The 25,211-nt window shown below is 55.6% G+C and carries 32 protein-coding genes and 5 pseudogenes; 18 read left to right on the forward strand and 19 right to left on the reverse strand.

From position 1 onward, the window contains the following. Nucleotides 1-9: 9 nt before the first annotated feature. The gene (locus tag L6D75_RS02105) at nt 10-774 is read right to left on the reverse strand and encodes a DUF72 domain-containing protein (RefSeq protein WP_176515429.1); all 765 of its coding nucleotides are present in this window, start codon (nt 772-774) and stop codon (nt 10-12) included. A gap of 204 nt (nt 775-978) precedes the next feature. Between L6D75_RS02105 and L6D75_RS02110 the strand changes: the two genes are divergently transcribed. Next, the gene (locus L6D75_RS02110) at nt 979-1,137 is read left to right on the forward strand and encodes a hypothetical protein (RefSeq protein ID WP_176515431.1); all 159 of its coding nucleotides are present in this window, start codon (nt 979-981) and stop codon (nt 1,135-1,137) included. 69 nt (nt 1,138-1,206) lie between these two features. Here the strand turns inward: L6D75_RS02110 and L6D75_RS02115 are convergent, their stop codons facing one another. Beyond that, entirely contained in the window at nt 1,207-1,596 is a 390-nt protein-coding gene (locus L6D75_RS02115) for an NUDIX hydrolase (RefSeq protein ID WP_176515433.1), read from the reverse strand. Nucleotides 1,597-1,814: 218 nt separating this feature from the next. Between L6D75_RS02115 and L6D75_RS02120 the strand changes: the two genes are divergently transcribed. Further along, nucleotides 1,815-2,198 (forward strand): NUDIX domain-containing protein, encoded by a 384-nt coding sequence (locus L6D75_RS02120; protein WP_176515435.1) that lies wholly within the window; start codon nt 1,815-1,817, stop codon nt 2,196-2,198. Between the two features lie 452 nt (nt 2,199-2,650). Here the strand turns inward: L6D75_RS02120 and L6D75_RS02125 are convergent, their stop codons facing one another. Then, nucleotides 2,651-4,198 carry a sensor histidine kinase gene (locus L6D75_RS02125; RefSeq protein ID WP_176515437.1) on the reverse strand — a complete coding sequence of 516 codons (1,548 nt, stop codon included), beginning with the start codon at nt 4,196-4,198 and terminating at the stop codon, nt 2,651-2,653. A 182-nt stretch (nt 4,199-4,380) separates the two neighbouring features. Here L6D75_RS02125 and L6D75_RS02130 point away from each other — a divergent pair, with 182 nt between their 5' ends. Then, complete coding sequence (locus L6D75_RS02130; RefSeq protein ID WP_176515439.1) at nt 4,381-4,761, forward strand: response regulator; 381 nt, start codon at nt 4,381-4,383, stop codon at nt 4,759-4,761. Between the two features lie 15 nt (nt 4,762-4,776). Here L6D75_RS02130 and L6D75_RS27410 read toward each other — a convergent pair. Then, nucleotides 4,777-4,893 (reverse strand): annotated as a pseudogene (locus tag L6D75_RS27410) (hypothetical protein); the annotation flags it as partial. Between L6D75_RS27410 and L6D75_RS02135 the strand changes: the two are divergent. Beyond that, nucleotides 4,876-5,264: pseudogene (locus L6D75_RS02135) on the forward strand (low affinity iron permease family protein). The pseudogenes L6D75_RS27410 and L6D75_RS02135 sit on opposite strands and share 18 nt — an antisense overlap. Here L6D75_RS02135 and L6D75_RS02140 read toward each other — a convergent pair. The 5 genes and pseudogenes from L6D75_RS02140 to L6D75_RS02160 all read right to left on the reverse strand — a co-directional run bounded on the left by L6D75_RS02140 (nt 5,261) and on the right by L6D75_RS02160 (nt 6,940). Beyond that, on the reverse strand, nt 5,261-5,695 hold the full coding sequence (locus L6D75_RS02140; protein ID WP_176515441.1) for a response regulator: 435 nt from the start codon (nt 5,693-5,695) through the stop codon (nt 5,261-5,263). The pseudogene L6D75_RS02135 and the gene L6D75_RS02140 sit on opposite strands and share 4 nt — an antisense overlap. A gap of 83 nt (nt 5,696-5,778) precedes the next feature. Continuing rightward, nucleotides 5,779-6,212 (reverse strand): annotated as a pseudogene (locus L6D75_RS02145) (HhH-GDP family DNA glycosylase). Next, complete coding sequence (locus tag L6D75_RS02150; protein WP_176515443.1) at nt 6,209-6,433, reverse strand: DUF2188 domain-containing protein; 225 nt, start codon at nt 6,431-6,433, stop codon at nt 6,209-6,211. Before L6D75_RS02150 ends, L6D75_RS02145 begins: the two are co-directional and overlap by 4 nt. 17 nt (nt 6,434-6,450) lie before the next feature. Beyond that, entirely contained in the window at nt 6,451-6,654 is a 204-nt protein-coding gene (locus tag L6D75_RS02155) for a hypothetical protein (RefSeq protein WP_176515425.1), read from the reverse strand. Between the two features lies 1 nt (nt 6,655). Continuing rightward, nucleotides 6,656-6,940, reverse strand: coding sequence for a DUF6555 family protein (locus L6D75_RS02160; RefSeq protein WP_176515445.1), 285 nt, complete (start codon nt 6,938-6,940; stop codon nt 6,656-6,658). Nucleotides 6,941-7,138: 198 nt separating this feature from the next. Between L6D75_RS02160 and L6D75_RS02165 the strand changes: the two are divergent. Both L6D75_RS02165 and L6D75_RS02170 read left to right on the forward strand, forming a co-directional pair. Further along, nucleotides 7,139-7,414: pseudogene (locus L6D75_RS02165) on the forward strand (SDR family oxidoreductase); the annotation flags it as partial. 312 nt (nt 7,415-7,726) lie between these two features. Continuing rightward, nucleotides 7,727-8,266 (forward strand): type 1 glutamine amidotransferase domain-containing protein, encoded by a 540-nt coding sequence (locus L6D75_RS02170; RefSeq protein ID WP_176515447.1) that lies wholly within the window; start codon nt 7,727-7,729, stop codon nt 8,264-8,266. Between the two features lie 58 nt (nt 8,267-8,324). Here the strand turns inward: L6D75_RS02170 and L6D75_RS02175 are convergent, their stop codons facing one another. Beyond that, nucleotides 8,325-8,849, reverse strand: coding sequence for a hypothetical protein (locus L6D75_RS02175; RefSeq protein WP_176515449.1), 525 nt, complete (start codon nt 8,847-8,849; stop codon nt 8,325-8,327). Between the two features lie 195 nt (nt 8,850-9,044). Here L6D75_RS02175 and L6D75_RS02180 point away from each other — a divergent pair, with 195 nt between their 5' ends. Next, entirely contained in the window at nt 9,045-9,902 is an 858-nt protein-coding gene (locus L6D75_RS02180; RefSeq protein WP_176515451.1) for an SDR family oxidoreductase, read from the forward strand. Between the two features lie 53 nt (nt 9,903-9,955). On the opposite strand, the gene L6D75_RS02185 is transcribed toward L6D75_RS02180, so the two are convergent. Further along, nucleotides 9,956-10,117: a hypothetical protein gene (locus tag L6D75_RS02185; RefSeq protein ID WP_176515453.1), complete on the reverse strand. Its 162-nt coding sequence runs from the start codon at nt 10,115-10,117 to the stop codon at nt 9,956-9,958. Between the two features lie 152 nt (nt 10,118-10,269). Here L6D75_RS02185 and L6D75_RS02190 point away from each other — a divergent pair, with 152 nt between their 5' ends. From L6D75_RS02190 to L6D75_RS02200, 3 genes are all read left to right on the forward strand, one after another. Then, the gene (locus L6D75_RS02190) at nt 10,270-10,773 is read left to right on the forward strand and encodes a CinA family protein (RefSeq protein ID WP_176515455.1); all 504 of its coding nucleotides are present in this window, start codon (nt 10,270-10,272) and stop codon (nt 10,771-10,773) included. Nucleotides 10,774-10,913: 140 nt separating this feature from the next. Next, nucleotides 10,914-11,378, forward strand: a complete 465-nt coding sequence (locus L6D75_RS02195) for a hemerythrin domain-containing protein (RefSeq protein ID WP_176515457.1) — start codon at nt 10,914-10,916, stop codon at nt 11,376-11,378. Between the two features lie 79 nt (nt 11,379-11,457). Next, nucleotides 11,458-11,706 carry a hypothetical protein gene (locus L6D75_RS02200; RefSeq protein ID WP_236193381.1) on the forward strand — a complete coding sequence of 83 codons (249 nt, stop codon included), beginning with the start codon at nt 11,458-11,460 and terminating at the stop codon, nt 11,704-11,706. A gap of 73 nt (nt 11,707-11,779) precedes the next feature. On the opposite strand, the gene L6D75_RS02205 is transcribed toward L6D75_RS02200, so the two are convergent. Continuing rightward, complete coding sequence (locus L6D75_RS02205; RefSeq protein WP_176515459.1) at nt 11,780-12,919, reverse strand: glutathione-independent formaldehyde dehydrogenase; 1,140 nt, start codon at nt 12,917-12,919, stop codon at nt 11,780-11,782. A gap of 420 nt (nt 12,920-13,339) precedes the next feature. Here L6D75_RS02205 and L6D75_RS02210 point away from each other — a divergent pair, with 420 nt between their 5' ends. Then, nucleotides 13,340-14,341: an NAD(P)H-dependent flavin oxidoreductase gene (locus L6D75_RS02210; protein WP_176515461.1), complete on the forward strand. Its 1,002-nt coding sequence runs from the start codon at nt 13,340-13,342 to the stop codon at nt 14,339-14,341. Nucleotides 14,342-14,556: 215 nt separating this feature from the next. On the opposite strand, the gene L6D75_RS02215 is transcribed toward L6D75_RS02210, so the two are convergent. Further along, complete coding sequence (locus L6D75_RS02215) at nt 14,557-15,498, reverse strand: LysR substrate-binding domain-containing protein (protein ID WP_176515463.1); 942 nt, start codon at nt 15,496-15,498, stop codon at nt 14,557-14,559. A gap of 193 nt (nt 15,499-15,691) precedes the next feature. Here L6D75_RS02215 and L6D75_RS02220 point away from each other — a divergent pair, with 193 nt between their 5' ends. The 5 genes and pseudogenes from L6D75_RS02220 (at nt 15,692) to L6D75_RS02240 (ending at nt 20,837) form a co-directional block, all read left to right on the forward strand. Further along, nucleotides 15,692-17,038 (forward strand): dicarboxylate/amino acid:cation symporter, encoded by a 1,347-nt coding sequence (locus L6D75_RS02220; RefSeq protein ID WP_176515465.1) that lies wholly within the window; start codon nt 15,692-15,694, stop codon nt 17,036-17,038. 19 nt (nt 17,039-17,057) lie between these two features. Continuing rightward, a complete protein-coding gene (gene ttdA / locus L6D75_RS02225) occupies nt 17,058-17,957 on the forward strand; it encodes a L(+)-tartrate dehydratase subunit alpha (RefSeq protein WP_176515556.1) in 900 nt (299 codons plus the stop codon). Beyond that, complete coding sequence (gene ttdB / locus L6D75_RS02230) at nt 17,954-18,562, forward strand: L(+)-tartrate dehydratase subunit beta (RefSeq protein ID WP_176515467.1); 609 nt, start codon at nt 17,954-17,956, stop codon at nt 18,560-18,562. Before ttdA ends, ttdB begins: the two co-directional genes overlap by 4 nt. Nucleotides 18,563-18,705: 143 nt before the next feature. Then, nucleotides 18,706-19,575 carry an isocitrate lyase/PEP mutase family protein gene (locus L6D75_RS02235; RefSeq protein WP_176515469.1) on the forward strand — a complete coding sequence of 290 codons (870 nt, stop codon included), beginning with the start codon at nt 18,706-18,708 and terminating at the stop codon, nt 19,573-19,575. Nucleotides 19,576-19,931: 356 nt separating this feature from the next. Then, nucleotides 19,932-20,837, forward strand: a pseudogene (locus L6D75_RS02240) (4-hydroxyproline epimerase). A 322-nt stretch (nt 20,838-21,159) separates the two neighbouring features. Here the strand turns inward: L6D75_RS02240 and L6D75_RS02245 are convergent. Then, nucleotides 21,160-21,501 (reverse strand): hypothetical protein, encoded by a 342-nt coding sequence (locus L6D75_RS02245; protein WP_236193383.1) that lies wholly within the window; start codon nt 21,499-21,501, stop codon nt 21,160-21,162. 134 nt (nt 21,502-21,635) lie between these two features. Here L6D75_RS02245 and L6D75_RS02250 point away from each other — a divergent pair, with 134 nt between their 5' ends. Then, entirely contained in the window at nt 21,636-21,914 is a 279-nt protein-coding gene (locus L6D75_RS02250; protein WP_176515471.1) for a hypothetical protein, read from the forward strand. A gap of 37 nt (nt 21,915-21,951) precedes the next feature. On the opposite strand, the gene L6D75_RS02255 is transcribed toward L6D75_RS02250, so the two are convergent. The 5 genes from L6D75_RS02255 to L6D75_RS02275 all read right to left on the reverse strand — a co-directional run bounded on the left by L6D75_RS02255 (nt 21,952) and on the right by L6D75_RS02275 (nt 24,370). Then, nucleotides 21,952-22,338, reverse strand: coding sequence for a hypothetical protein (locus L6D75_RS02255; protein WP_236193384.1), 387 nt, complete (start codon nt 22,336-22,338; stop codon nt 21,952-21,954). Between the two features lie 26 nt (nt 22,339-22,364). Next, nucleotides 22,365-23,093 carry a metallophosphoesterase family protein gene (locus L6D75_RS02260; RefSeq protein ID WP_176515473.1) on the reverse strand — a complete coding sequence of 243 codons (729 nt, stop codon included), beginning with the start codon at nt 23,091-23,093 and terminating at the stop codon, nt 22,365-22,367. Between the two features lie 239 nt (nt 23,094-23,332). Then, nucleotides 23,333-23,572 (reverse strand): antitoxin VbhA family protein, encoded by a 240-nt coding sequence (locus L6D75_RS02265; RefSeq protein ID WP_176515475.1) that lies wholly within the window; start codon nt 23,570-23,572, stop codon nt 23,333-23,335. A 17-nt stretch (nt 23,573-23,589) separates the two neighbouring features. Continuing rightward, nucleotides 23,590-23,961, reverse strand: coding sequence for a DUF6957 family protein (locus L6D75_RS02270; RefSeq protein WP_236193385.1), 372 nt, complete (start codon nt 23,959-23,961; stop codon nt 23,590-23,592). Between the two features lie 28 nt (nt 23,962-23,989). Beyond that, nucleotides 23,990-24,370 carry a hypothetical protein gene (locus L6D75_RS02275; protein ID WP_176515479.1) on the reverse strand — a complete coding sequence of 127 codons (381 nt, stop codon included), beginning with the start codon at nt 24,368-24,370 and terminating at the stop codon, nt 23,990-23,992. A gap of 315 nt (nt 24,371-24,685) precedes the next feature. Between L6D75_RS02275 and L6D75_RS02280 the strand changes: the two genes are divergently transcribed. After that, nucleotides 24,686-25,156: an XRE family transcriptional regulator gene (locus L6D75_RS02280; RefSeq protein WP_176515480.1), complete on the forward strand. Its 471-nt coding sequence runs from the start codon at nt 24,686-24,688 to the stop codon at nt 25,154-25,156. Nucleotides 25,157-25,211: the final 55 nt, after the last annotated feature.

Genomic DNA, 25,211 nt, shown 5'->3' on the forward strand with positions numbered 1-25,211 from the left:
CTTATCGTCTTAGTCACTCATAGGGTCTACCTCAATGTGATGCGGAGCAAATTGAGTTCGCTGCATGAGGTAGCTCTGTATAGCTAGGGCGTTCCCGAGCGCAGCGCCTGAAGCGGTGTTGTCGAAAATGCACCAGACGGGCACGTTGTTGGTGATGCTAACCTCGAGCTGTGCTGCCAGACGGTGAAGATACTCTTCGGAATAGGCGCTGTAATAAATGCGGGGCACGCCATGCAACCGCCAATAAACCAGCCCTGGCCAGCCACCCGGCAGCGCATCGACTTCGAAACGTGACGGGCTAGCGGCTACCTGGGCTATTTGAAATTCCACAAGCATGGAATGTGCTGCCCGCCAAGATGAATGCCTTGGCTCAATTGCCACAGGCCCTGGATAGCGTATACGCAGGGATTCAAAAAAATGCTGGGCGACTTTTTCCTCGTATTCCAGCGATGTGGGCAACTGCACCAGCAGGCAACCGAGGCGAGCTTGTAGCTGGCCGCATTGTTCAAGGAACGCATCCAACAGTGCTTCACATCCGCTCAAACGACATTCGTGTGTGATGGCCTGCGGCAGTTTGACCGCAAATCTGAACCCCTCGGGCACCGAAGCAGCCCAGCGAGCATATGTCTGAGGCCGATGTGGTCGATAGAATGAACTGGTGATTTCTACCGCGCCAAAGCGGACGGCATAACGCTGCAAGTGGCTGCCGAGGTGCGGAAAGTCTTGGACGTAGGGGCGTGGCACGCTCCAGCCAGCGCAGCCGAGGTACATCATTGCGTTTCTCCTGTCGCACCTAGCACTCGGGTTTAGTCAGCCGGAAGATATCCAATCGGTCTTAAACCCTTCGAGAAAGCGTCTTGAGGGAAGGTTCCAGTTGGACACGGCCACCAATAAGCGAACTCGGGTGAACTTCGCGCTAAGGTCGGTTGCCTCTGCTTGTATCAGGCACCCTCGCCTGATCGACAGGAGGAAACACCCATGACATTCGGTCGCCCTCTTCTACTGAGTTTGAGCCTTCTGCTCCTGCAGGGTTGTTTTGATGAGCCTAAGCATGTCGATGAAGACACCAACCGCAGCAAAGCTTCGCTGCAAATGCAGAAGCCAGACGTAAATACCCATGACGAAAAAGCTGAATGAGATTTCGTGACACGAGGAGACTGCAGCCCAGTCGACTCTCTGGCCGAGGGTAAGCTGGCCTTGCTCTGATCAGGCGCAGCGCTTGAGGATAGTTTTGATCGGACGCCGCACCCGGCGCTTTGAAACATCTCGGGCCTTGATCCAACGGCAAGACTCGATCTCGTTTCGGGGGCGCGGCTTGTCGTAGGCCTTGCGAGCTTCGAACAGGTAGTGGATGACCTTGTCTTCCCGGTACATTGTCAGGTAGCGAAGCTCATCGAACGCGAGGCCAGTTTCCTCGGCCATCTCTCGCATTGCCGCTTCGAGCGGCGTCTCGTCTCGCTCAACGCGTCCCCCTGGCAAGTTCCACTTGGCGTTGCGTTTGCGAACAAACAATACCTCACCGTCTTTGCGGTAGATCACCGTTGCGCGCAATTTGATGCCTTTGCGTTTGGCTGTAGCAGTGTCCATTGCCTTCATGCGCTGCCCTTTTGTAATTGGCTGGCCTAGATCCGGCAGGTTCCTTTCCGAGATTAGATCGTCCTTGTGTCGGTTAGATGACCAGCATAACGATGGCAACGTTCAAGTTATCGGGGCCGAATCGTGTAATACCCTGCTCGGGTAGGTCGAACGCCTTTCGACGCCTCAAGTGAACTTCATCAGATCATGAGAGCCTTCCGTCAAAGGGAGGACACGTGATGAATCCATCGAGAGAGCTTCATTCCACCGTCATCTGCCTGCAGGCTGGCAAGGTATTGCTTGTGCGAAAGGAGGCCCCAGAGTGGTCTCTCCCTGGCGGCAAAATTGATCCAGGCGAAACTCAACTTGACGCGGCACGTCGTGAGCTACAGGAAGAAACCAGCCTGGCGCTCATCGACGCGCAGTTCCTAGGGCATCACGTTCTTCAAGCTGAAGAGCACTGGCTGTATCGGATGGCGTTAGCTGACCCTACGATACCCCGCCCTTCGCACGAAATAGTCGAGTGTCGCTGGTTCGCGCCCCATGAGATCTCCCGCATTTTGATAAAACCTACGAACATAGAACTGCTCAGGCGGGAGGGATTTATTGCCGCCAACAGATAGTTGCCCGAGTCAGTAGCATTGCCAAAATGAGGGTTCCACCTGCTTTACCGGAACAACGACCGCCCATCCTCAATAAGCACCCATGAAAGTTTGAGCGCTGGTTGGGCGAGCCAAAGACTTCGCTAAGCCTATGATTCCGGACGAGTCGAGCTGTCTCAGGGAGACAGCAAAATGGGCAACAAAGGTTTGCCTCTCGCTCGTAGCCGCCCACCGATAAACATTAGCGTAGATGAAACAACTGTTAGGATGAGGCTCATCCCTAAGCGATCATGTAACCCTAAAGCCACAACGACCATCAAGGCTAACGCTCCGAAAAGCCCAGCACAGCCCAAAGCAGTCATAAGCCAACCCAAGGTTCGCATCCCCGACTCCTCAATGTTGATACTCGAGATCAATTCGACTTGATACGAGACCATACGCATTTGGCAAAGTGCCATCGGCCCCTCTCGCGACTAGAGCTTAAAGCGGACATGGATGCAGCTTTTACTATCTTGGCGATCAACCACTACTGCCGCGCTGCCGTAACCGGAATAACTTTTGACCAATCGCATGCCAAGCCCAGTTCCTGTCGGCTTAGGGTAATGATCAGGAAAGCCGTCGCCCTCATCCCTGACGGTAAGCTGAGCATGATCGCCGACATGCTTGACGATCACGTCGATGGAGCCTTTGCCGTACTTAAGGGAGTTGGTGATCAACTCGGAGATCACTAACCCCAAAGGCGCCATTCTTTCTGGTGGCAGGACGAAGTCGTCAGCCTCCAATTGAATTTGTCGGTCGGCCAAGGCCTTGCCCAGATCACCCAACAGAGCATTCAGGTAATCGCGAGCGCGAACCTCTTGGTCTTCGGCGGCCTGATAAAGCCGCTCGTGAACACTGGCAATGGTCACCACGCGTCCTGCGGCAGTTTCAAGCTGTAACTTCACTGCCGTATCTGGCGTGAGATTGGCCTGAAGTAACAGCAGTGTATTTACCAGGTGAAGGCTATTTTTGACGCGATGGTGGATTTCTTCGAGATATAAGTCGCTCCGGCTTTGCTTTGTGTTCTGTGCATCGATGAGGGAAAGCAGTTGAGCTTCGTACTGGTGCCGCTCAGTGATATCCCGCGATACAGCTATGATCCGTTCCACCTGGCCATCTGAGCCCATGATCGGTGCGACAGTCACGTCCCACCATTTGGGTTCATCGGGAGCGATTGGGCAGTACGATTCGAACCTCATGGTTTCGCCAGCGCTAACTTTAGCTACCGCCTCCCAAACAAGGGATCGCGACTCCTCAGGCCACAAGTCATACCATCGCTGACCTTTAACACTGGTCAGTTGGGTATTCAGGAATGTCAGCCCGGCTTCATTCATGAACTCGATCTCACCGCTCGGGGCCAGGATGTCCACCCAATCAGGGCTTGCGTTCAGAATCGTCTCGGAATAAGGGTCGGGAACTGGAACATCCACGCCTGCAGATATTCTTTCGACAGCCATGGAAATGACGTTCGAGATGCCTTCCAGAAATACCAGATCGCTCTCTACAAAATCGTCCCCGTTGCTGCTGTCGGCTTCCAGTACACCAAACGGACTCAGCACACCCCGGATCGGGACATTGATGGCCCGTTCGATTCCATATTTTTTCAGCAGCTCCGGCGTACGGAAGCGGTTTTCCATACCCAAATGATTCGAGAGTACAGGCCTGTAGGTGGCCAATGCATAGCCAGCGGGACTAGCCACATCGCCGCCCACGGTTGCCTGCCCGATGTCAGAAGCATCCCAGCCAACGCCGTGGGTCAGAACAAAGCCTTCCCCGTCCTCTGCTGGCTGGAGCACCTTGGAAAAACGAGTGCTCATCCCTTCAGCGACTACTTCACATGCACGGGTCAGCAACAGATCTAAGTCCGCAGCCTTCAGGGACTCTACGCCAAACTCGACCACGAGCTCATGTTGGCGGTGCAAGCGCGCATGAGTTTTCTTCAAGGCCGCTCGGATTGTTTCGTCCACTGGTAGCTGCTGCATAGTCTTCCCTTCCGGATTAATGGGAAACGCCCAGAATCCTTTCAGGGCGTACAGGCGGTTCGCTTACCGTTTCCTACCATAGCCGCTAATCCATGACGGCGCCTAGCGCACCACTCATCGCTCCGGAGCAACGGCGTTGAGGCCCAGAGCCCTAATGCATATGACCCGCGAGCAAACCCTACATGCCGAAAACCATCCTCATTGTGGAAGACGACGACCTCCTAAGAGACCTAACTGCCGAAAGCCTCTCGTCACTCTACGCCGTTGCTATGACGTGCTGCGCAAATGCTGACGAGGCGTTGCATTACCTTTGCAATAAGGAAGTCCCTAGCTTGGTGATGACCGATATCCATATGCCTGGAAGCATGGACGGTTTTGGCCTTGCACATGAGATTTGGCGTCGATGGCCTACCCTGCCAGTGATTCTGACTTCGGGCGACGCAGTAATCGACACCGGTTTGCTGCCTGCTCGGACAGCATTTCTCCCCAAACCTTGGGAGATTTCTGATCTCGCCTCGCTGATCAACAAATTAGTAACGCTCCCGCCGCAAGTAGAAGCTTGATCCAAAGAACACTGCCTACCCCGTCCATGCTTCGTATTTGGCTAGCAGCGTTTGAACGCTCAATCCATGTAGCAGAATGCTCAACGCCACCACCGACAAAACCAAGCTAATGCTCTGTGCGGCCAAGGTGGGAAACCGAGTACCTTTCTAATCGCCATGGTACTGATTGCCATATGGGCTGCATCCGAGCCTTGGTTTCACTACAACGACACCTGGCAACTCATCGTTAATACGTCGACCACCATCATCACATTCCTGATGGTTTTCCTGATCCAGAACACCCAGAACCGGGACAATGACATCATTCACGTCAAGCTCGACGAACTCATCCGCGCTACGAAATCAGCAGAGCAGTCGGTACTCGATCTCGAAGCGCTCGACAACCGAGCAATCCTAAACTTCGCAAGGAGTATCAGGCGATGGGCAGCGAATACGACACTCGCCACCAGACGCCTCGTAAGCAAGAGACGGACGATGCTGCTCGGGATAACTACCAGCGCTAGAGACCTTGTTGGTCGAACGGCGGGAGAGTAGAAGGTACATTGGCATGGTGAAGCGCCTGGCCAATAGCTTGAGCGAGCTCGTCTATTGACCATGGCTTGAAAAGGTAGGCAACTGGTGGTGTGACCTGAGAAGCATCAAGCTGGTAACCAGAGGTCAGGATGGCGGGCAGTCCAGGCCACCTTTCGTGGGCCATGGAGATGAACTCCATGCCTTTGATACTTCCAGGAACACCGTGATCGACAACGATCAACGAACAGTTGCTCTTGAGCCCCATCAGGTGAATCAAGGCGTCTTCGGCGTTATCGAACGCATCGCAGGCAGCGCCCAACTCGATCAGGATATCCACCAGCAGGGTTTGAAGCGTTGGATCATCTTCCACGACAACTACTGTCTTCCCTGACAGCGACAAACCCTCGATGTCGAGCTTCATCACCCTCTCCAGTCCATAACTGATTTTTCGAGTGTTCCACTCATCTGGACGCGCGTCGACGGAAGCCAATGGCCATCATTCGCTCAATGGCTGCCCGACACAGACAAATAGACAAGTGCCTCTCGCATGAAAATCTCCACCGTCTTAGGGCCTATACCTCGAAGCTTAGCAGCCAGCGCTTGAAGCTTTCACCACCTGGGTCTTCCCGCAGCGCCTCAAGTTGACCACCCAGTTCCGCGTCTACCTTCTTGCCAAGGGCATGCAATCGTAGGGCAGTGGATTCATCGTATCGCGCATATCCAGCTTGGCCGAGAAAACTCACAAGAGTCGCATGAGGAGCCTGCGCAAGCTTTTGCGGCGTATCTAGCTCCTGCTCATCGACAAGTATCCGATACGCCCTCAGGGCGACCGAAGAACGTATGCGCTTGCCCATGAGAAAGCTGGCCAGCAACCATCTGAACACACCTCCGACATCCGTAACCTCGATGCCGAGATCACAGGCAGTTACGGTCTTCAACCTATACTACGGCGCGGGTCAGCTGAGCGTGGGTAGGTGCGTTCCTCTTCGAGGGTGCCGTCCGCTTTGTGTATCTTCACAGACGCTGTCTTGCCATCAAAGAAATCTGCAAGGGCACTGACCAGTTCCTGCTTCGTCGCAGCTCGTTTGGACGCCCGTTCGGCACCGGCTTTCTTCAGCTCCCAGCCATCCGATGTCGGGCTAAGGTGGTAGTTGTCCATCGTGTGCTCCTTCCGGCTTAAATGGATTGGCCGTCATCCTCGATATCTTCATCTGCCTCAGCTGCATTCGTGGCATCAGCATCATTCAAAGGTGGCGACGTGGGCTTTTCCGGATCATTGATGAAGGGTACGTCGCTCGGCCCCTTCTCTTCAGAGCCTTCAGTTTTCGGCTGCATCACAATACCTCCTGAAAAATTGGTCGGCTGCAAAGCACCAAGCATCTTATGAAGCGCCTGAGAATTTGCCGACATCGATAGGTTGTGGAACGAATTCAGGGCCATTGCCGGCAGGTCGCCACTTCACGTTCGCAATGCCGTAGCGCTCTGCCATGGGACGACTGACCAGTTTGATTTTCTGCTGACTGAACCTTGGGATGATGCCAACGCCGGCGTCGCAACTGGCCCAGTGCCAGGCCACGGGGTTATCCATTTTTTCCAAGCGAATAATGAACGTTCGGCTCTCGCCATGGAGTGTGTAATCGATCACGAATAATTGCTGCCCCGCCACGTGCGTATCTCCCTTTGACCCATATTTACTGAGCGGGATGTACGCTTAAAAATTCAATTCAAAAGTCAGACGGCAGACCCTGCGCCCAAATACCGGCCACGCACCAACAGATTGGACTGAAGTCCATTGGTCATCCCTTAGGAACACATACTGCCTCGGCAACCTCCATGGCTATACCAGCATACGGAGGTCGTGGTCATGATTGATCCAACAACAGGCATGAAGGCGGGTGAGCGTTACTCCGTGGAGAACGTCGAACGCGCTCACCAGTTTCCAGGCTTCTTCCTCGATGGAAAATACTACCTCGGCCCCGAGTTACTCACAGCCGTTGGCTGGCTGGAGGGCAAGCGCTTCATTTACGACAACCTCGATGCTGCAGGCGAACCGGTTTTTCCAGGTCGCGCAGCGGGAGACATTGAAAACCTGACACTGACCTTGGTGGACGGCACAGCGTTGAAGCTGAACCAATTGGACGTCAGCGCCACGGGTGAGGAGGTTGAGCCCGTCGCTCAGTCCAATCCGGACACACCATTGAACCGCAGTTCCGACGCGCTGGAGTCCTCCGAGAATCTGTTCACGCCAACATATAGGTCAGGAAGCATGGAGGGCATCGGCCTAACCCCTAAAGACAAGATACCGCTGTTGCTGAGTGCGGCAGTCATCGGTTTGCTCGCGGGACTTCTCATTTCTCATGCCCAACGTCCACGCCGTTGAGGCGTCGCCTTTGAACTTTGCGCCTGGCCAAAGGCCTTCCCTGTCAGGCTTATCGAAAATGGAGATTCAATGATGAATGCACAACTGAGTGGCAAACGCGTGGCCTTCCTGGTGACTGATGGTTTTGAGCAGATCGAGCTCACCGGGCCTCGTGAGGCTTTGCAGAAAGCTGGTGCCGAGATCGACATCCTCGCTGACAAGGAAGGTACGGTGCGTGGCTGGAATCACGACAAGCCTGCCGACGAATTTGCCGTTGATGCAACCTTCGAAAATGCCCAACTCGATCTCTATGATGCTCTGGTGCTGCCAGGCGGCGTGCAGAACTCTGACACGATCCGCTTGATCCCCGGTGCCCAGAACCTAGTAAAGAGCCACGACGCGGCTGGCAAGCCGCTGGCCGTCATCTGCCACGGAGGTTGGCTGCTGGTGTCCAGTGGCTTAGCCAAAGGCAAGCGCATGACCAGCTACAAGACATTGCAAGACGACATTCGCAATGCGGGTGGCAATTGGGTGGATGAGCAAGTTGTGGTGGACGGCAACCTAATCAGCAGCCGCCAGCCGGACGATATTCCTGCTTTCAACGAACAGTTGATCAAAGCACTGGCAGGCTGAGTCCAGCTTTCTGCTTCGCGCCCTTCGGTGATGCTTCAAGGCCCCTGGAGGGCGCGGGTCACGCCAGCTGGATGTAAACCGAATAGGTACCCAGCAAGACCCAGAAACCGAGAAATATCCAGGGCGTGCGCAGGGAAAACAGCAGCGATTTGCGGTGACCCGCCTGCGAGGTTTCCGCTTCGCAGAACAACGGCGATTCGTCATAGGCCAACCCCATCATGGGCTCACTGCGCAGCAAATGGCTTTGCTTCAGTTGCCAGTGCTCGATGATCCGGAAGGCAGCGCGGATGCCTGGCCAGGCGTTCAGCGAACTCAGCACGCCGAGCAGTGCGAGAAACGCCGGTACCATCACGGTAAACATCTCGCCCCAGCTCTGATTCAGGTTGCCCATCGAAGAAACGAAAGCGATGACCAGAAACGACTGGGCAGCGAGATAGGCATCTGTACGATTGGCCAGAATGGTGGTCTCGTACTGAATTTCGCGTCGATAGAAATCCAGCCGCTCTTTTGGGGTACCGAACATATTCGCATTCTGCTGATCGATCTCATGTTCGGGCGTGCTGGGGGTGATGATTCGAGGCACTTGACCCTCCGGTTAATGATGGAGCCTCACACAGAAAGCGCGACACGGGTCAGCGGTAGAGCCGACCAATTCCCGATAATTCAATGAAAATAGAAGGGGTGACCGCCCGTCGTTCAAACCCTGAACTCATCTCAACGTCGGCCCCTAGCTCCGTTCGAACGGTAACAAGCGTTCTCAACTGCAGGAGCCTTCCTCATGAGCGACTACCCTACTCCTCCATTTCCCTCCCAACCGCAAAGTGTTCCTGGTTCACAACGCAAGATGGAGCCCTACCCAGATTGTGGTGAGCAGTCGTACACCGGCCACAATCGACTCGAAGGCAAGATTGCACTCATCACCGGCGCAGACAGCGGTATCGGGCGAGCAGTAGCGATTGCTTACGCCCGTGAAGGCGCCGACGTCGCCATCGCTTACTTGGATGAACATGAAGACGCGCAAGAAACCGCGCGCTGGGTTGAGGCTGCTGGCCGGCAGTGCTTGCTCTTGCCCGGCGACCTAGCGCAGAAACAGCACTGCTACGACATCGTCGACAAGACCGTGGCGCAGTTCGGTCGCATCGATATTCTGGTCAACAACGCGGCGTTCCAGATGTCCCACGAGACCCTGGAGGAAATCGAAGATGATGAATGGGTGAAGACCTTCGATACCAACATCACCGCGATCTTCAGGATTTGCCAGGCGGCACTGCCTTCCATGCGCAAGGGCAGTTCGATCATCAATACGAGCTCGGTCAATTCCGACGATCCATCCCCCAGCCTGCTGGCTTACGCCACGACCAAGGGGGCCATCGCCAACTTCACTGCTGGCTTGGCTCAGTTGCTAGGCAAGAAAGGCATCAGGGTCAACAGCGTTGCGCCAGGGCCTATCTGGACGCCTCTAATTCCTTCCACCATGCCAGACGAAGCGGTCACGCACTTTGGTTCCAAAACACCGTTGGGTCGTCCCGGACAACCGGTGGAGGTCGCTCCGATTTACGTGCTGCTGGGTTCCGACGAGGCCAGTTACATCAGTGGCTCACGTTACGCAGTGACTGGCGGCAAACCGATCCTTTAGCGAATGGAGGCTCGCCGTGCTGGCGAGCCTTACCCTCTTTTTGCATGGCAGTTTCAGCGTTTGTCCTGATCGTGATCACGGGCCGTTTTTTGCGCCGTCGAGTCATGGGCTGTACCGGTTGATCCATCCGGACGATGAGCATCGTTGTCTCGCTCCTCTTCCCCATGCGGCCTCGTCTGCGCTGCTGGCTTTTGCGTCTCGGTCTCTTTCTTCATGCTGCTTCCTCCCTTTGCATTTGAGCAAGGGAAGCCAATCTATGGGGCAAAGTTCAGGTCAGTTTCACTTCAGGAGATGGGCGGGCAACAGGGGCGATGAACCAATTACCCCAGGATCGCGTCCACCGCAAAACAAGCGAGTCGACTTTGGAATGGAAAACGACCCTGTACTGGCCGCCCTCGGCTATCTCAAAAACAACAAACTGATTTTGAGCACAGCAGAATCGTGCACTGCGGGCTGCCTTGTGGCTTTGTTGGCGGCGGTACCGGGTACCGGAGAAGTGCTGGAAAGCGGCTATGTTGTCTACTCGCCCAGCGCCAAGAAGCGCTTGCTGGGGGTCAGCACCGAAACCATCGAACGTTACGGCCTGACCAGCGAAGCAGTAGCCTGGGAAATGGCCTTGGGCGCCTTGAGAGACAGCGATGCGAATGTGGTGATCGCCACCACCGGCGTAGCCGGGCCGGCGCCCGAATCCGGGATACCACCGGGGACGATGTGCTTTGCGTGGGCCTTCGCCGGCGAGCCAATTGCCGTTTTCACGCGCACTCGACGTTTCTTCGGCGAGCGGTCTGAAGTCATGCGCCAAGGCGCCCTGTTCGGGTTGACCCGGCTTTCCCACTATCACCAGCGTTGGCTTCGCGGCGAGCGTGCCTGAAGGCATGTGCGTAGGCCGGATGCCCCGATATTGACTGCCAAAGACGCTCCGCTGCCAAACATCGTCGCCATTGAACCGTGATACGTGGCCATGACTCAACCACAGGCAAGTTCTTTAATCTGTCCATGTTGAGGTACGCCATGAACGCCATCGATTTACTGATTCAAGACCACAAGCTGGTGAAAAAGCTGCTCGAAGAATTGTCGACCACCACTGAGCGGGCGGTGAAAAAGCGGGGTGAATTACTGCACAAGATCGAGCAGGAGCTGCAGATCCACACAAGGCTTGAGGAAGAAATCCTTTACCCGGCCATCAAGCAAGCCGGCGGTAAGGATGAAGTGAAAATGTACTACGAGGCTAAGGAGGAGCACAGAACTGTCGACTCCCTCGTCCTACCCGACCTCCTGCATACCGAAACCGGCACCCTCGAATTCGCCGGGCGGGTCAAGGTCATGAAAGAGTTGCTGGAGCATCACATCGAGGAAGAAGAAAGCGAACTCTTCCCGACGGCCAAGAAGCTACTCAGCAAGAAGATTCTGGAGGAGCTTGGGCAAACCATGGAAACGCAGAAGAAGATGCTGAAGGGTGAGCAGCGCGCGGCCTGATGAAGCGATTACCTGCCAGCTCCACTACGCTGGCAGGTATCCAGTTGCAGATATCAAACGAGCTGTTGGGGTGAGCTTCATGGAACACTGGATTGGGTTGTTGGAATGGCCTGCCATGCTTATGACAGTGCTCGCAGCGTGGTGCATTGGGTCGGGCCGCCCCAGGAGAAGAAAAATCGGCTTTTGCTGTTTCATCACTAGCAACGTGCTGTGGGCCGTGTGGGGCTGGCAAGCAGGAGCCTGGGCATTGATTATCCTGCAGTTTTGTCTCTGCGCCATGAATTTGCGAGGGTGGCACAAGAACACGCAACAGGAGGTAAGCAGTTGACTGGATTTGGTAGGCAGATACGGGGAGTTCTGCTCACTTGCTCGCTTCCTTCCTTGGAAGCAAAGTAAGCGGTTTAAGCAGCAGGTTTGAGCACAACCTTCGTCCAACCATCATCGCGGGCATCGAAGTGCTTGTAGGCATCCGGGCCTTCAGCCAGCTTCAGGCGATGAGAAATGATCTGCGAGGGCTTGGCGCGCCCATGATGGATAAGCTCAGCGAGGCGGCGATTGTAGGCCTTCACATTCGCCTGACCTGTACGGATCTGTTGACCCTTGAACCAGAACGCTCCGAAGTCGAAGGCCATCTTGCCCTCCTTCGCCAGTTCGTTTTTCGCCCCAGGATCTTCTGGCACGAACACACCAACCACGCCGATGCCGCCGGTGGCTTTGGTTGAAGCAACCAGGTTGTTCATAGTGAGGTAGTTCGCTTCATGGCCATGCTTGTCGCAGCACTGGTAACCCACGCACTCACAACCTCGGTCGGTGCCTTTGCCGTGGGTCAGGTTCATGATCTCTTCCACTGCTTTTTGCTCGACTGCGTTGATTGGGATTGCCCCGAGCTGCGCGGCGAGTTGCAGGCGATCCGGCTGGTTGTCAATGACGAACACCTGAGATGCGCCTTTGATGATTGCCGAATGAGCCGCCATCAGGCCGACAGGCCCTGCGCCGTAAATCGCAATGCTCTCGCCTGGTAGCAGACCAGCCAGCTCTGTTGCATGCCAACCAGTCGGAAAAATGTCCGAGAGCATGACGTAGTCGTCCTCACGCTCCTCGGCATCTTCCGGCAATACCAAGCAATTGAAATCGGCATACGGGACGCGCAGCAATTCGGCTTGACCGCCTTGATATGGCCCCATCTCTGCGAAACCATAAGCGGCGCCGGCAGCACCAGGATTGGCTGTAAGGCAGAATCCGGTGAGCCCCTTTTCACAGTTTTCGCAGAATCCGCAGCCGATATTGAACGGCAGGCAGACCCTGTCACCGACCTTGACCCGGTCAACCCCCTCACCAACTTCAATTACCTCACCGAGGTTCTCATGGCCAAATACACGTCCGACCTCAAACGAGGTACGGCCTTCGTACATGTGCAAGTCAGAACCGCAGATGTTGGTAGTGGTAATGCGCACCAACACATCCGTTGGCTTCTCGATTTTTGCGTCTGGTACATCCTTAACCGCGACGTCACGTGGGCCGTTGTACACAATTGCTTTCATGCTGAACTCCCAAAATCAGGGGCGGCAGAAATCCGCCCTACTCTGTTCAGGCGAACTGGTGAGCCAGTACGTTCAGCGAGGTGATGGTGGGGTCAGACCGGTGGCGCTAAATGCTGTCGCTCTCACCCCAAGCAACTGATTGACAGCGAATTCCGGAACGCAGTACCGGATGCCTTAGTGGACTCAACATCGATAGAGCCGGCCATGTCGACGGCTAGCGTCAGCGAAGGCTCGTACCGTCCCCGCCGATGCTGCGCAGCCCTCAAGATCCATGTCGACGTCAAATTGCTTTACTACTGAACGGATGTTCAGCTAAAAAGCAGATGCCTGCCACCTACGTGCGGAACTATCACGTGGTTCCACCTCTTATTCACAGGTTGGACTGCCCGCTCTCTGTATCGTGAACGAACTGGACTGCCCATGCGAAACCAATTGTTCAAAACCCGGATCACTGAAATGCTCGGCATCCGCCACCCCATTCTTTGCGGAGGCATGGGGCCGGGGGTGTCTGACGCGACTTATGTCGCGGCAGTGGTCAACGCGGGAGGAATGGGGTTCATCGTTGCTTCCGCCTACCCTGATTTGGAGCAGTTTCGCGAGGAGCTTCACAAGTGCCGGCAGCTGACATCTGGGAAGAGGTTCGGCGTGAATCTTTACATTTCAGGTCAGCCCAATGCTGCAAGTCGCTTGCAGGAGCAGGTGAGAATCCTGGCTGAAGAAGACGTCCTTTGCGTCGAAACCTCCGGTGGGAGCCCCGAGGCAATCCTTCCTGCCCTCCACGAGTCCGGCATCAAAGTGCTGCACAAGGTTTCAGCTGTCCGACATGCCCGGTCAGCCGAACGCTTAGGCGTTGATGCTGTGATTGTTGTTGGCAACGATTCCGGAGGTCATCCAGGAACCTACGGCATCAGCAGCATGGTGCAAGCCCCTCAGGCCTCACGGGAGCTATCCATACCCCTGGTGATTGGCGGTGGTATGGGAACAGGCAGCCAACTAGCCGCCACCCTCGTGATGGGAGCTGACGCGATCTTGATGGGCACCCGGATGCTCGTATCGGAAGAGCTGTGGATTCACCGCCAGTACAAGGATCTACTGGTCAATAGCGATGGCACAGACAGCGTCATCGTTAAGACCGGCCTACGCCAACATCACCGGGTTTTGAACAACGAAAGCGCGAAAGCCGTGGCTGCCATCGATGCGACGGGTACCAGCGATTTTGAGCATTACCGCCCGCACGTCATGGGCACATTAACCACCGAGGCCTACCTCACTGGTGATAGCAGCATCGGTATGCTCGACTACGGGCCATCGGCGGTTTTTGCGAATGCAGTACAGCCAGTAGAACAGATATTCGATGACATTCTTGACGATGCGCAGCTTGCAATGCAGCGCTTGAATGGCCTGTGCTACGTGGAAGCCTAATCGTTCGCTGCACCCTGGACATGGCCGGAGCATTGCCCGCCGGTGCGCTCATCATCCTGCCCCTGGTTGGAATGACAAATGAAGCAATGGGGCACCTCGGATAGCCGCAAGCTCCCAGGCAGTTTTCTCGACCATAAAGCTAAACCGCTTTCGGAGCGAGCGTGCATCAGCGTGCGAGCGCGGGCCTACCTAATGACAAAACAATCCAAACCAGATCAAGAAATGTCTGAACCTGTCCAAGCAGCAAGACTATTGGCCTGCTGATCGGCTTTGCTCTTGAAAAACTCTCGGAGGTGCTCAACGAAGAATGACACCTTTGCAGATAGGTTTAGACGCTCCAAGTAAACGGCATAGATGTCCGCCGGAGGTGTTTCATAGTCCTCTAATACCTCTTCGAGCCTGCCTGATCTCAGATGGTCGGCTAGGTTCCACTCTGCGCGCATGAGTATCCCATGCCCCTCCAAAGCCCAATTCAAAGCGACCTCGCCGTCATTGGTACTCAAGCTCCCATGAATTTTTATGGACTCGATTTGCTTACCCCGACTCAATCGCCAAGTGCCAAATGCCGCATCGTTTTGCCGCAACACTATGCAGTTATGGTTCATGAGATCACGTGGAGCCTCCGGTCTGCCGAAGGTGTCGAGATAGCCCGGCGTTGCACAGAGACGCCTGCGATTGGTAGCAATCTTTCGAGCGATCAGTCTGGAATCGGGTAATTCGCCAAACCGGATGGCCACATCGATCGCGTCGTCTGGAAGATTGATCGGACGGTCACTCAGGTGCAACTGGACTTCCACCTCGGGGTAACGCTTGGCAAAGGACGAGATGGCTGGCCCTACATGTGTACGCCCAAAGCCAAGGGGCGCATTCACACGCAGCAATCCCTTCGGCTCAGCGCGGCTGCTTGAGACCTGGCGCTCCATCTCCTCAATCTCCTCAAGGATCCGCTTGGCATTAACCAGATAGGTCTCACCTTCTGCCGTGAGGCTGATGCTGCGTGTCGTCCGATTAAGCAAGCGCACCCCAAGGCGCTTTTCCAATTGCGCAAGACGCTTCGTCACGGCAGGTGGAGTGAGGTTCAGCTCGCGAGCGGTGGCCGCCAGGCTGCCCGCCCCGACCAGCTGGCTGAAGAAAGCAAGCTCAGACACTTGGTTCATAATTAACTCTAGGTAAACAATGAGTTTAATTTCATTGTATTACACCATTCTGAAAAAACCATTACCTTAGGCCTGCGTGATTAACCACAAAAAATCTGGGCTATTAGCTGCCAGCCTGCGCGGGAGATTGCATCCCGCTACGTAGCCCAGTCGCCACATAAATCCGACTCACAACAATAATTCGGAGACGGCAATGGCCAAGCGATTGGTAAGTAAGCTATACGTGCAGGTTCTGATCGGGGTCTCGATCGGCATCCTGTTAGGTGTGTTCTGGCCGCAGGTCGGCGCCGACATGAAACCGCTGGGTGACGCCTTCATCAAGCTGATCAAGATGGTGTTCGCACCGATCATCTTCGCCACGGTGGTGCTGGGCATCGCCAAGATGGAAAACATGAAAGAGCTGGGCCGGGTCGGCGCCCGAGCGCTGATCTACTTCGAGGTGCTGTCGACCTTCGCCTTGGTGCTCGGCCTGATCGTGGTCAACCTGGTGCAGCCTGGGCAAGGCATGAACGTCGATCCCGCCACCCTCGACACTCAGGCCATCTCCACCTATACCACCGCCGCGGCCAGTGGCTCCGGAAGCCTCACCGACTTCCTGCTGCACCTGATCCCGGCCAGCGTCACCGATGCCTTCGCCAAGAACGAGATCCTGCCGATCCTGCTGTTCTCGACCCTGCTCGGCATCGCCTTGGCCAACCTCGGCGAGCGCGGCAAGCCGGTGGTCGATGTGCTGGAGGCATTTTCCCACGGCATGTTCTACATCGTCGGCATGGTCATGCGCGTCGCGCCGCTGGCGGCCTGCGGCGCCATGGCCTTCACCGTCGGCAAGTACGGCCTGGGTTCGATCGTGTCGCTGGGCAAGCTGATGGCGACCATGTACCTGACCTGTTTCCTGTTCGTGGTGCTGGTGCTTGGCAGCATTGCGCGGATGTCGGGCTTCAGCCTGTGGAAGTTCCTCAAGTACCTGCGCGAAGAGCTGTTCACCGTACTTGGTACCAGCTCCTCGGAGTCGGTGGTGCCACAGCTGATGAATAAGCTGGAAAAGGTTGGCGTGTCCAAGCCGGTGGTCGGCCTGGTTATCCCATCCGGCCTCACCTTCAATCCTGACGGCCAGTGCATCTATTACACCATGGCTGCGATCTTCATCGCCCAAGCCACTAACACTCCACTGTCCCTGATGGATCAACTCATCGTACTCGGCGTGCTGCTGCTCACTTCCAAGGGTTCGGCAGGTGTAACTGGCTCAGGCTTTATCACTCTCGCTGCGACCCTGGCAACCATGGACAACATTCCGGTAGCCGGCATGGTGCTGCTGCTCGGCGTCGACCGGTTCATGTCCGAGGCTCGCGCCATCACTAACACCATCGGCAACGCGGTCGGAACGATGGCCATCGCGAAGTGGGTTGGTGCACTTGATAGCGACCGGATGAACCAGGTTCTTGATGGCAAGGCCTGCGCGGAACCAGAGAAAGAAGAGTTACAGGGGGCGGCTCCAGAAACTGCCGTCAGCCCTGAAAAAAAACACCTTGTGATGCACTGAGGAAATAACCGTGGATACCATAGATAAAGAAACAGCCGTCTCATCGCTGACCGACACGTTGGCTAAGTTCACTGCCTACATTGGCAAACGCCTGCCCAAAGACGTCAAAGAAAAAACGGCCAAGCTGCGTGCAGCTGAAACCAATCCACTGGCCATTGCAGTGTATGACTCGATGGCAGACAACCAGGAATACGCCGACAAGCTCAACCGCCCCAGCTGCCAAGACACCGGCGTGATCCAGTACTTCATCTCGGCCGGCGCGCGTTTCCCGCTGCTCGGTGAAATGGAAGGCATCCTCGAAAATGCTACCAAGGAGGCCACCATCCACGGGCCCCTGCGCCATAACGCAGTGGAAACCTTCATCGAGAAGAACACTGGCACCAACACCGGCTCGAAGATCCCGTGGCTGGACTGGGAAATCATCCCCGATGCCGACTACGCCATCGTCGACGTGTACATGGCAGGTGGCGGTTGCACGTTGCCGGGTTCGGCCAAGGTACTGATGCCAGGCCAAGGTTATGAAGGGGTGACTGAGTTTGTCTTCGATGTAATCACCTCCCGTGGGGTAAACGCCTGTCCACCTTTGCTGGTAGGTGTGGGTGTTTCCACCTCGGTGGAGACGGCAGCACGCCTGTCGAAGAAGGCCATCCTGCGCGAAGTGGACTCCAGCCACCCGAACGAAAGCGCGGCGATGATGGAAAAGCTGCTGGAAGAAGGCCTCAACGAAATCGGCATCGGCCCGCAGGGCCTGACCGGCAACAGTAGCGTGATGGGCGTGAACATCGAGTCTTCGGCGCGTCACCCCTCGACCATTGGCGTGGCAGTGTCCACCGGTTGCTGGGCACACCGCCGCGGCAAGATCCGCATCAACGCCGACCTGACCTATGACATCCTCTCCCACGAAGGGGTAGTACTGTGAAAAAGATCATCAATACCCCGATCAGCGACGAAGATCTGGCCAGCCTCAACGTCGGCGATGTGGTTTACCTTACTGGCCAACTGGTGACCTGCCGTGACGTCGCCCACCGCCGACTCATCGAGCTGGGCCGCGAGCTGCCGGTTGACCTGCGTGGCGGCGCTATTTTCCACGCCGGCCCTATCGTCAAGAAGAAAGAAGATGGCAGCTTCGAGATGGTCTCCATCGGCCCAACCACCAGCATGCGCATGGAAAAGTTCGAGAAGCAGTTCATCGAGCAGACCGGCGTCAAGCTGATCGTAGGCAAGGGCGGCATGGGGCCAGAGACCACCACCGGGTGCCTGGAGAACAAAGCCGTGCATGCAGTGTTCCCCGGTGGGTGCGCAGTGCTGGCCGCCACCCAGGTCGAGGAAATCGAGCGTGCTGAATGGCAGGATTTGGGCATGCCGGAGACCCTGTGGGTCAACCGAGTGCGTGAGTTCGGGCCTCTGATCATCTCCATCGACACCAAGGGCAACAACCTGTTCGAGCAGAACAAGGCACGCTTCAACGAACGCAAAGGTGCGGTCATCGAGAAGATCAATAGTCAAGTTCGATTCATCAAGTGACGAGCAGGCGGGCAGTTTAGCGAATACGCCTAAACTGCCCGCCTCACAAACTTCTACCACACCTCTCGAAAACTTCGTACATTCAACAAGAATCCGAGTGCGGCCTGATTTAACGCCTCCCTGGATTGCTTTAAGAGATAGCCATGCGAAACCGCCCCTACCATGACTTGCGCAATGACTTTCGTAGATTACTTCAAGGTCAAACATGTATTAGCACAGCTTCAGTGTTTGATCCCTTGTCGGCTCGCATAGCTGCAGACCTTGGCTTTGAAGCGGGGATCTTAGGTGGATCCGTGGCATCTCTGCAGGTCTTAGGCGCCCCAGACGTCACTTTAATTACGCTTAGCGAGTTTGCAGAACAGGCTGCACGTATAGGGAGAGTTGCCCGTTTACCGATTATTGCTGATGCTGATCACGGCTATGGTAATGCTCTGAACGTGATGCGCACAGTTACGGAACTTGAGCGGTCTGGCGTCGCAGCTCTTACGATCGAAGATACGCTTCTGCCTGCGCGCTTCGGGGGCCGCCCGGTCGAACTTATAGGTATTGAAGAAGCGGTAGGTAAAATACGCGCGGCCAAAGAAGCAAGAGTGGATACGTCGCTAGCGATAATCGCCCGCACACATGCAGGCGCTCAGTCTCTGCCGGATGTTATTAAACGAACCCGGGCATTTGAAAGCTCCGGCGCCGATGCCATTTGCCTCGTGGGAGTAAAGAACTTTGAAAGTCTCGCAGCTATTGCAGACGGCCTCAGCACTCCGATCATGCTCATAACCTATGGTAACAGCGAACTACGAGATTCAACTGGCCTGGCTGACCTTGGCACTCGCATCGTAGTGGACGGACACATGGCCTACTTTGCAGCTGTAAAGGCAACGTTTGAAAACCTGCGAGCACAGCGCAACCCAAACAGCACCGAAAATAGTTGCGCGAATGATCTTGTAAAAAAATACTGCTTGCAGGGAGAGTACAGTGATCAGGCCACAATCCATATGCAGTTCCCCACCACATAGGCGCCGAAAAACCAGCAATTCCACACGAAAATCAGTAACCCTCAATCAGCCAGGAATCACAACCGAATCATGCAATTTCCACTGTGCATGTCCCTATTCTCCTGCCGGCAGTTCAGTAGTGAAGTTCGCCACCACCCTTGATGATCCGCCCCTCCTGCACAATTCCCACGATCGCCTCTCCTTGGCCAGCCAAGCAGCGGATACGGCGATCAACCAGGTGATTGTGAAGGTCGCAAAAGCTACCGCACGAGCGTATTCATACCACCCTACACAACTCACGCCAGGCTTTGGGCACCTACCTGCGGTAACCCCGTTCGAGTAGTTGCTGGCGGCGCCCACAGCTCCCCAACGTACCCATGGCGGAGAAAAGAGAAATCTTCCAGCGCGAGTACGACTGGGTTCGCCAGGCCCTGATGTTTGAGCCGCGCGGCCACGATGTCATGTCCGGCACCATCCTGTATCCCTCCTCCCGCGACGACTGCGATATCGGCGTGCTCTTCATCGAAGTGAGCGGTTGCCTGCCGATGTGAGGTCACGGCACCATCGGCACCGTTACAGCCGCCTTGGAAGAAGGCCTTGTGGTACCGAAGGTCGAGGGCAAGCTGGCCATCGAAGCACCTGCAGGTCGCGTGGCAATCGAGTACAAGCGTGATGGCCAGTACATCGAGCAGGTGCGACTCTACAATGTAGCGAGCTACCTGCACGCAGCAGACGTCGAAATCGAAGTGCCAGAGCTCGGCAAGATTACTGTCGATCTGTCCTACGGTGGCAACTACTACGTCATCATCGAGCCCCAAGAGAACTGGAAAGGCCTGGACTCGATGTCCGCTCGCGACATCGTGCGCCTGAGCCCGCTGGTTCGCCGCGCTGCTGAAGAGGCCCTGGCCCGCGTACACCCCGAGGACAGCCGCATCAAAGGCGTAAGCCACGTCATGTGTACGGACAAGCCGCGCCATCCACGGGCAAATGCCCGGAACGCCGTGTTCTACGGAGAAAAAGCGATCGACCGCTCGCCATGCGGTACCGGCTCCTCTGCTCGCATGGCGCAATTGGTCGCCAAGGGTCGCCTGTCGGTCGGCGATACTTTCGTTCACGAGAGCATCATCGGCACCCTCTTCGACTGCCGCGTTGAGTCCGCCGCCAAGGTCGGTAGCCACGCCGCAATCATGCCAAGTGTTGCCGGCTGGGCACGTGTTATCGGCCATAACAATACTCTGGTCGATGACCGTGATCCGTTGGCTCACGGCTTCCAACTGATGTGATATGAAAAGCAGCTACCTGACCGCAGCTGCCCAATCACCTGGACAACCCAAGGCGCTGATAGAGCATCAGCTCATCGGCTCTCGGCTCGACCTCTGTCGAGCTCCTCGCCGCATTCGCACCAGCGAGAAGCCTGCGTTCGCAACAGTCTGGCTAGGCGCGCATCTCAGCTCTCAGTTTTGGCAAGGTTCCGTTTTGGTCACTACTGGGTCGCTGCTCCGCTGGTATGCAACAAAGGAGAATGAACCCTGCTCTGAGGCCCAATCAGTCAAAGACGCATTTCCGAGCCGATAAAGTGCGCTGCAAATCTGTGATGTCCGCGATTCAGTGCTGAGATCTGCAACTCCCTTCTGCTCCCTTACCTGCCCAATCGCACACCACGTAACGGCTGCTGAGCGTCTGCACTACCAAATAGCCTTGAATCTGTTCAGAGGCCATGATGATCGAGGTTCGAATTGGATCACCATCATCGAATCGCTTCCCACGATCACGGAACACGATGCCCTGCAGATAGAGTTCTCCAGCACCGTACTCAACAGATGACAGATAAGCAGTGATCTTCCAACCAAAATCGATTTGCATCGCCTTTTTCACGCTGCTGGGCATAGCAGCTAAAGGTGCATCGACGATATTGGATGAGGAAAGCGGTGTCCTGCGTCTGACCATGTAAAACCTCATGTGTTGGTGACCACAATCTCGCAAGCTACGGTTCGAGAAAAATGTGCCTAGGTCGGCCAGTAACAGGCGAATAGATATACCCATGATAACCTCGGGCCATGTTTAACCGAGGAGCGCCCTACTTGAGCAATCCACCCGTTTCTGGCTACTACGAAACTCTTCTGAAAGCTCCTGTCTTCTCTGCCGACCCCATCGGTCGTCGGCAAAGTCAGCGCTGGCAGTTGATAGTTGATGACATCCACCACAGCGCTTCTGTAGATGATCTGCTTGAAGCTCGGAGCAAAGCCGAAGGCTACATTCGAGGACTTGTAGATGCTGGACATCTCTCCCACGACCGAATCCGGGATTACAAAATCCTGAGTAGCATCCACCGTCGTCGAACATTGCTGTCAGATACTTGATCGCAGCATCGTTTATCCAGCGCACGGAGGCGCCTGGCTACGTTGTTTTAATCATTGTCGCAATGAGCGCTCGTAAGCTCGCCCTTCCCAATCCCCGCTTGAACGACGTCAATACAAAACGTCCCTCCTCCGTCGTGATCACCCAGTAACGCCCTACCTTCTTCAGATGCTCGACGGGGGAAGTCTGCAGAATGTGTCCATCCGCGCGTTGCTCAAACTGCCCTGGCTCGGTGTGACCAAAAACGATGCCGACCACGCACTCCGAAGTAATGAAGACATCGCTCAAGTAGGCGGTGACTGGTGGCGAGTACCTGTAAGCCATCGCTCTCATGATCCGCTTAAGCTGGAAATCCGACGGGCTCTTGCAGTGGTACTCGATGTTGATCTCAGCTGACATCAGCTCTTCCTTTTCCAAAACTGACATTGCCCGCACCTGCAGGCGTAACCCTGTCATACCTCTATGGTGAAGTCCGGCGAAAAACCAGTGCGCTCTCCTGGATAGCCTCGCGGATTGGAGATAACCCGGCAGCCCGAGACGATTGTGCCGACTGCATGGTGCGTATGACCGAAAATCCAAACGTCAGCCTGGGCAACCAGGTCGTGCCATTCATTGAAGTAGGCTGCACCTAGGTGACCTTCATGGCCATCACCTGCGACCTCTCGGATTGGGCAGTGATGAGTGATCACGACGGTCTTCCCCTCGAAATCCTTCGCGAGCTCGGTTACCAGAAAATCACGAGTGGTGATGTTTCGAGCGATGAGGTCAGCAGGACGAAGCTTGCTGTAGCCCTCTCCAATACGGATACGCTTGAAGTCGTTCATCCATTCCGCACACACCCTCATCGCGACCCGGTAGTCCCCAGTCGCTGTGAAATCTGTCCACGCCGTTGCTACCAAGAACCTGGTGTCGCCAACGATCAGGGACTGGTTGTCCAAGATGTGCACATGCTCTGCAGCTGCATCGCGCATCTTGGTGAGCGTGCGGTCAATGTGGCCTTTGTAGAACTCATGGTTGCCACAGACGTAGATCACTGGACAGTTGAAGGTATCGTTGGCCCAGTCCACTCCGCGACTACGCACCGAGATGTCGCCGGCCAGCACGACCAAATCACACTCTGTCGCAGGAGGCTGAAAGTCCGAGAACTCCAGGTGAAGATCTGAGTAGATCAAAATTTTCATCGAGTCAGCAGAGTCCTGTACGAGGGCTGATCGTGTCTCCGGTGCCTTCATGAGGGCCCGGCTACTGATAGTTACTTGATGCGGAAACGAAGCAGTGGTACTGCCCATCGAAACCTTGTGGCGGCTGTTCAACACCGTTCAGGCATCTGATCGAAGCTCCCAGATGAATAGACCAAATAGGGCCGTCGGCGAAAAGCTCGCTCCTTCGGCTTTAGCCGGCTAGCGGTGGAAGATTCGAGTCACTCAGGATCACCCCAAGCCCGACGCATTTCGTCCTCATCTGCAATGCCCCATTTATCTTGTCGCATTCGTTCAATGAGCTCTGCTCGAAGCCGTTCAAGACTAACTTGGCCTTCTACATAACCCTGTAATCGAGCCAGGCGTTCAGCAGCAAGCCGGCCTCCGTCGAGAGCTAGACAAGCGATTTCTGCTGCCACAGCCTTACGACGGCGCTCGCGTTCGATCTCATCAATTTCCATGGCACCTCCCACATCGGTTATGGATGCAGCGAGAAGACCACATCAAGGGTCGCTCCCTTCCTGTACCCATCGCCAAGAAGTAAATAGACGGTACTCCTCGTTTCAAACATGCTCCGATCCGGGTGAGAAACTGCATAGGTCGTTCGTACCCAATGCCCAGGATCGAAACGCCGCCTGCTGTCCTGAACAACCTCATGAGCGAAGATCACCATCGGTGGGATTTCTGCCGGCGATAGCTCACCCTCATTGGCTACGACATCGATGAGGATCCACCGCTTGATCAAGCAGAAAGGTTTGCCAGGAAAACGCTGTTGAGCTGCATGGACGAGGTCTGCAGCATCACCAGCCCATCCTTCTACCAAGTCGCCTGGGCCGTAGAGAAAGGACATGATCTCTTCTAGAGATGCAGCCATAGTCTCAACCCCTCGCGCTTGAGTAGACCTGCCCATCACGCGTAACAAATTCGTAGATAGGGTTCGGTTGACTACCCTTCTGGATGCGAATCTCCGATAGCACCTGCATGGAAAACTCGTTCTGCTTTGTCATCGACGGAGGAGCCATCAGCTGAATCTTGTTCACGCTCAAGAACTCCGCCGTACCCCCTTTGCACAGCGAGTCGACCACTTCGACGCTCGAGACCAGACGCACAGACGGGCCGAAGCAACCATCGACTAGACCGCACCCCTCCACAAGGAAGTAGTAGCTGACAGGATTGAGCTCAACCGCTTTCCAGAGCAGCCGTTCGCTGTCATCAGCTTTGAAACGCCCCTTGAGCGCATCTCCGTTGGTTACAAACACCTTCACTACCTCGTTGTCGACACTCGTTGCCAGGGAGAGGACACTGACAATTGATGCTTAAAGTTTCTGACGTCACACCGATTTGGCACTTCCCGCATTGGTGCTCTTCCGCCTTCTAGGGAAGCTTGATTTCTACGTTTTTTCATCTGCTGAACCCCGTTTAGCGGTGCTGCAGAGACGGCTGACAGTGCCCTGCCGCCCCTCTCTGACCCCAGCACAGAGCTCTAGGGTCATCCCGCAACTACGTATAATACACTGATTTAGCGTTTATTCGTAAAGCCTGGATGTGGCTATATCCTGACTTTTGAGCGAGTCATGGATCTCAGAACCGCTTTCGCTGGGGTGCTACGCGCACTCCGCCTCGTCCGGGGTGCCCGGTATGCCGATCTCTCGGACGCAACGCACCGTCGCAAAATCGCCGAGCTTGAGAACGCTCAGACGAGTACCACCCTTGAGCAGTTCGACGCTCTCGCAGAATCCCTCGGCCTTGACGCTGTCACTCTGATGGCACTGTGTGTGTCTGTACGCGAAGGGGTCGTGCCGAGAGATAAGATTCTCGACTCGATAGCCAAGCTCGCCGACTTCGAAGCCGCCGGCGGGATGGAGTTGATCCAGGAGCAGTTCGACGCTGTCGGATCTTTGGTCAAGCGGCCTCGCGGCAGGCCGCTGAATGTTGAAAATGAGAAGGCGGTGCTCGCGCTTAGGGCGGAAGGTCTGTCACCTAAGCAAGCTGCTACTAGATTGGGATTGGCGTTGACGTCGGTGATGGAGTATTGGAGAAAATGAGAATATCCATGGGGATTCAATCATTTACGTAGGGCGTGCTGGTAGAATATATCGC

The sequence above is a fragment of the Pseudomonas faucium genome (assembly GCF_021602585.1).
GTDB lineage: Bacteria > Pseudomonadota > Gammaproteobacteria > Pseudomonadales > Pseudomonadaceae > Aquipseudomonas > Aquipseudomonas faucium.

What these genes read in the sequence shown, in the direction of transcription:
- L6D75_RS02155 (WP_176515425.1), bottom strand. Translation starts at nt 6,654, where the DNA reads ATGCTTGGTGCTTTGCAGCCGACCAATTTTTCAGGAGGTATTGTGATG.
- L6D75_RS02180 (WP_176515451.1), top strand. Translation starts at nt 9,045, where the DNA reads ATGAGCGACTACCCTACTCCTCCATTTCCCTCCCAACCGCAAAGTGTT.
- L6D75_RS02245 (WP_236193383.1), bottom strand. Translation starts at nt 21,501, where the DNA reads ATGGTCAGACGCAGGACACCGCTTTCCTCATCCAATATCGTCGATGCA.
- L6D75_RS02110 (WP_176515431.1), top strand. Translation starts at nt 979, where the DNA reads ATGACATTCGGTCGCCCTCTTCTACTGAGTTTGAGCCTTCTGCTCCTG.
- L6D75_RS02195 (WP_176515457.1), top strand. Translation starts at nt 10,914, where the DNA reads ATGAACGCCATCGATTTACTGATTCAAGACCACAAGCTGGTGAAAAAG.
- L6D75_RS02210 (WP_176515461.1), top strand. Translation starts at nt 13,340, where the DNA reads ATGCGAAACCAATTGTTCAAAACCCGGATCACTGAAATGCTCGGCATC.
- L6D75_RS02255 (WP_236193384.1), bottom strand. Translation starts at nt 22,338, where the DNA reads ATGTCAGTTTTGGAAAAGGAAGAGCTGATGTCAGCTGAGATCAACATC.
- L6D75_RS02260 (WP_176515473.1), bottom strand. Translation starts at nt 23,093, where the DNA reads ATGAAAATTTTGATCTACTCAGATCTTCACCTGGAGTTCTCGGACTTT.
- L6D75_RS02115 (WP_176515433.1), bottom strand. Translation starts at nt 1,596, where the DNA reads ATGAAGGCAATGGACACTGCTACAGCCAAACGCAAAGGCATCAAATTG.
- L6D75_RS02105 (WP_176515429.1), bottom strand. Translation starts at nt 774, where the DNA reads ATGATGTACCTCGGCTGCGCTGGCTGGAGCGTGCCACGCCCCTACGTC.
- L6D75_RS02140 (WP_176515441.1), bottom strand. Translation starts at nt 5,695, where the DNA reads ATGAAGCTCGACATCGAGGGTTTGTCGCTGTCAGGGAAGACAGTAGTT.
- L6D75_RS02200 (WP_236193381.1), top strand. Translation starts at nt 11,458, where the DNA reads ATGGAACACTGGATTGGGTTGTTGGAATGGCCTGCCATGCTTATGACA.
- L6D75_RS02220 (WP_176515465.1), top strand. Translation starts at nt 15,692, where the DNA reads ATGGCCAAGCGATTGGTAAGTAAGCTATACGTGCAGGTTCTGATCGGG.
- L6D75_RS02150 (WP_176515443.1), bottom strand. Translation starts at nt 6,433, where the DNA reads ATGGACAACTACCACCTTAGCCCGACATCGGATGGCTGGGAGCTGAAG.
- L6D75_RS02215 (WP_176515463.1), bottom strand. Translation starts at nt 15,498, where the DNA reads ATGAACCAAGTGTCTGAGCTTGCTTTCTTCAGCCAGCTGGTCGGGGCG.
- L6D75_RS02270 (WP_236193385.1), bottom strand. Translation starts at nt 23,961, where the DNA reads ATGTCCTTTCTCTACGGCCCAGGCGACTTGGTAGAAGGATGGGCTGGT.
- L6D75_RS02120 (WP_176515435.1), top strand. Translation starts at nt 1,815, where the DNA reads ATGAATCCATCGAGAGAGCTTCATTCCACCGTCATCTGCCTGCAGGCT.
- L6D75_RS02170 (WP_176515447.1), top strand. Translation starts at nt 7,727, where the DNA reads ATGAATGCACAACTGAGTGGCAAACGCGTGGCCTTCCTGGTGACTGAT.
- L6D75_RS02265 (WP_176515475.1), bottom strand. Translation starts at nt 23,572, where the DNA reads ATGGAAATTGATGAGATCGAACGCGAGCGCCGTCGTAAGGCTGTGGCA.
- L6D75_RS02125 (WP_176515437.1), bottom strand. Translation starts at nt 4,198, where the DNA reads ATGCAGCAGCTACCAGTGGACGAAACAATCCGAGCGGCCTTGAAGAAA.
- L6D75_RS02185 (WP_176515453.1), bottom strand. Translation starts at nt 10,117, where the DNA reads ATGAAGAAAGAGACCGAGACGCAAAAGCCAGCAGCGCAGACGAGGCCG.
- L6D75_RS02130 (WP_176515439.1), top strand. Translation starts at nt 4,381, where the DNA reads ATGCCGAAAACCATCCTCATTGTGGAAGACGACGACCTCCTAAGAGAC.
- L6D75_RS02235 (WP_176515469.1), top strand. Translation starts at nt 18,706, where the DNA reads ATGCGAAACCGCCCCTACCATGACTTGCGCAATGACTTTCGTAGATTA.
- L6D75_RS02190 (WP_176515455.1), top strand. Translation starts at nt 10,270, where the DNA reads ATGGAAAACGACCCTGTACTGGCCGCCCTCGGCTATCTCAAAAACAAC.
- L6D75_RS02280 (WP_176515480.1), top strand. Translation starts at nt 24,686, where the DNA reads ATGGATCTCAGAACCGCTTTCGCTGGGGTGCTACGCGCACTCCGCCTC.
- L6D75_RS02205 (WP_176515459.1), bottom strand. Translation starts at nt 12,919, where the DNA reads ATGAAAGCAATTGTGTACAACGGCCCACGTGACGTCGCGGTTAAGGAT.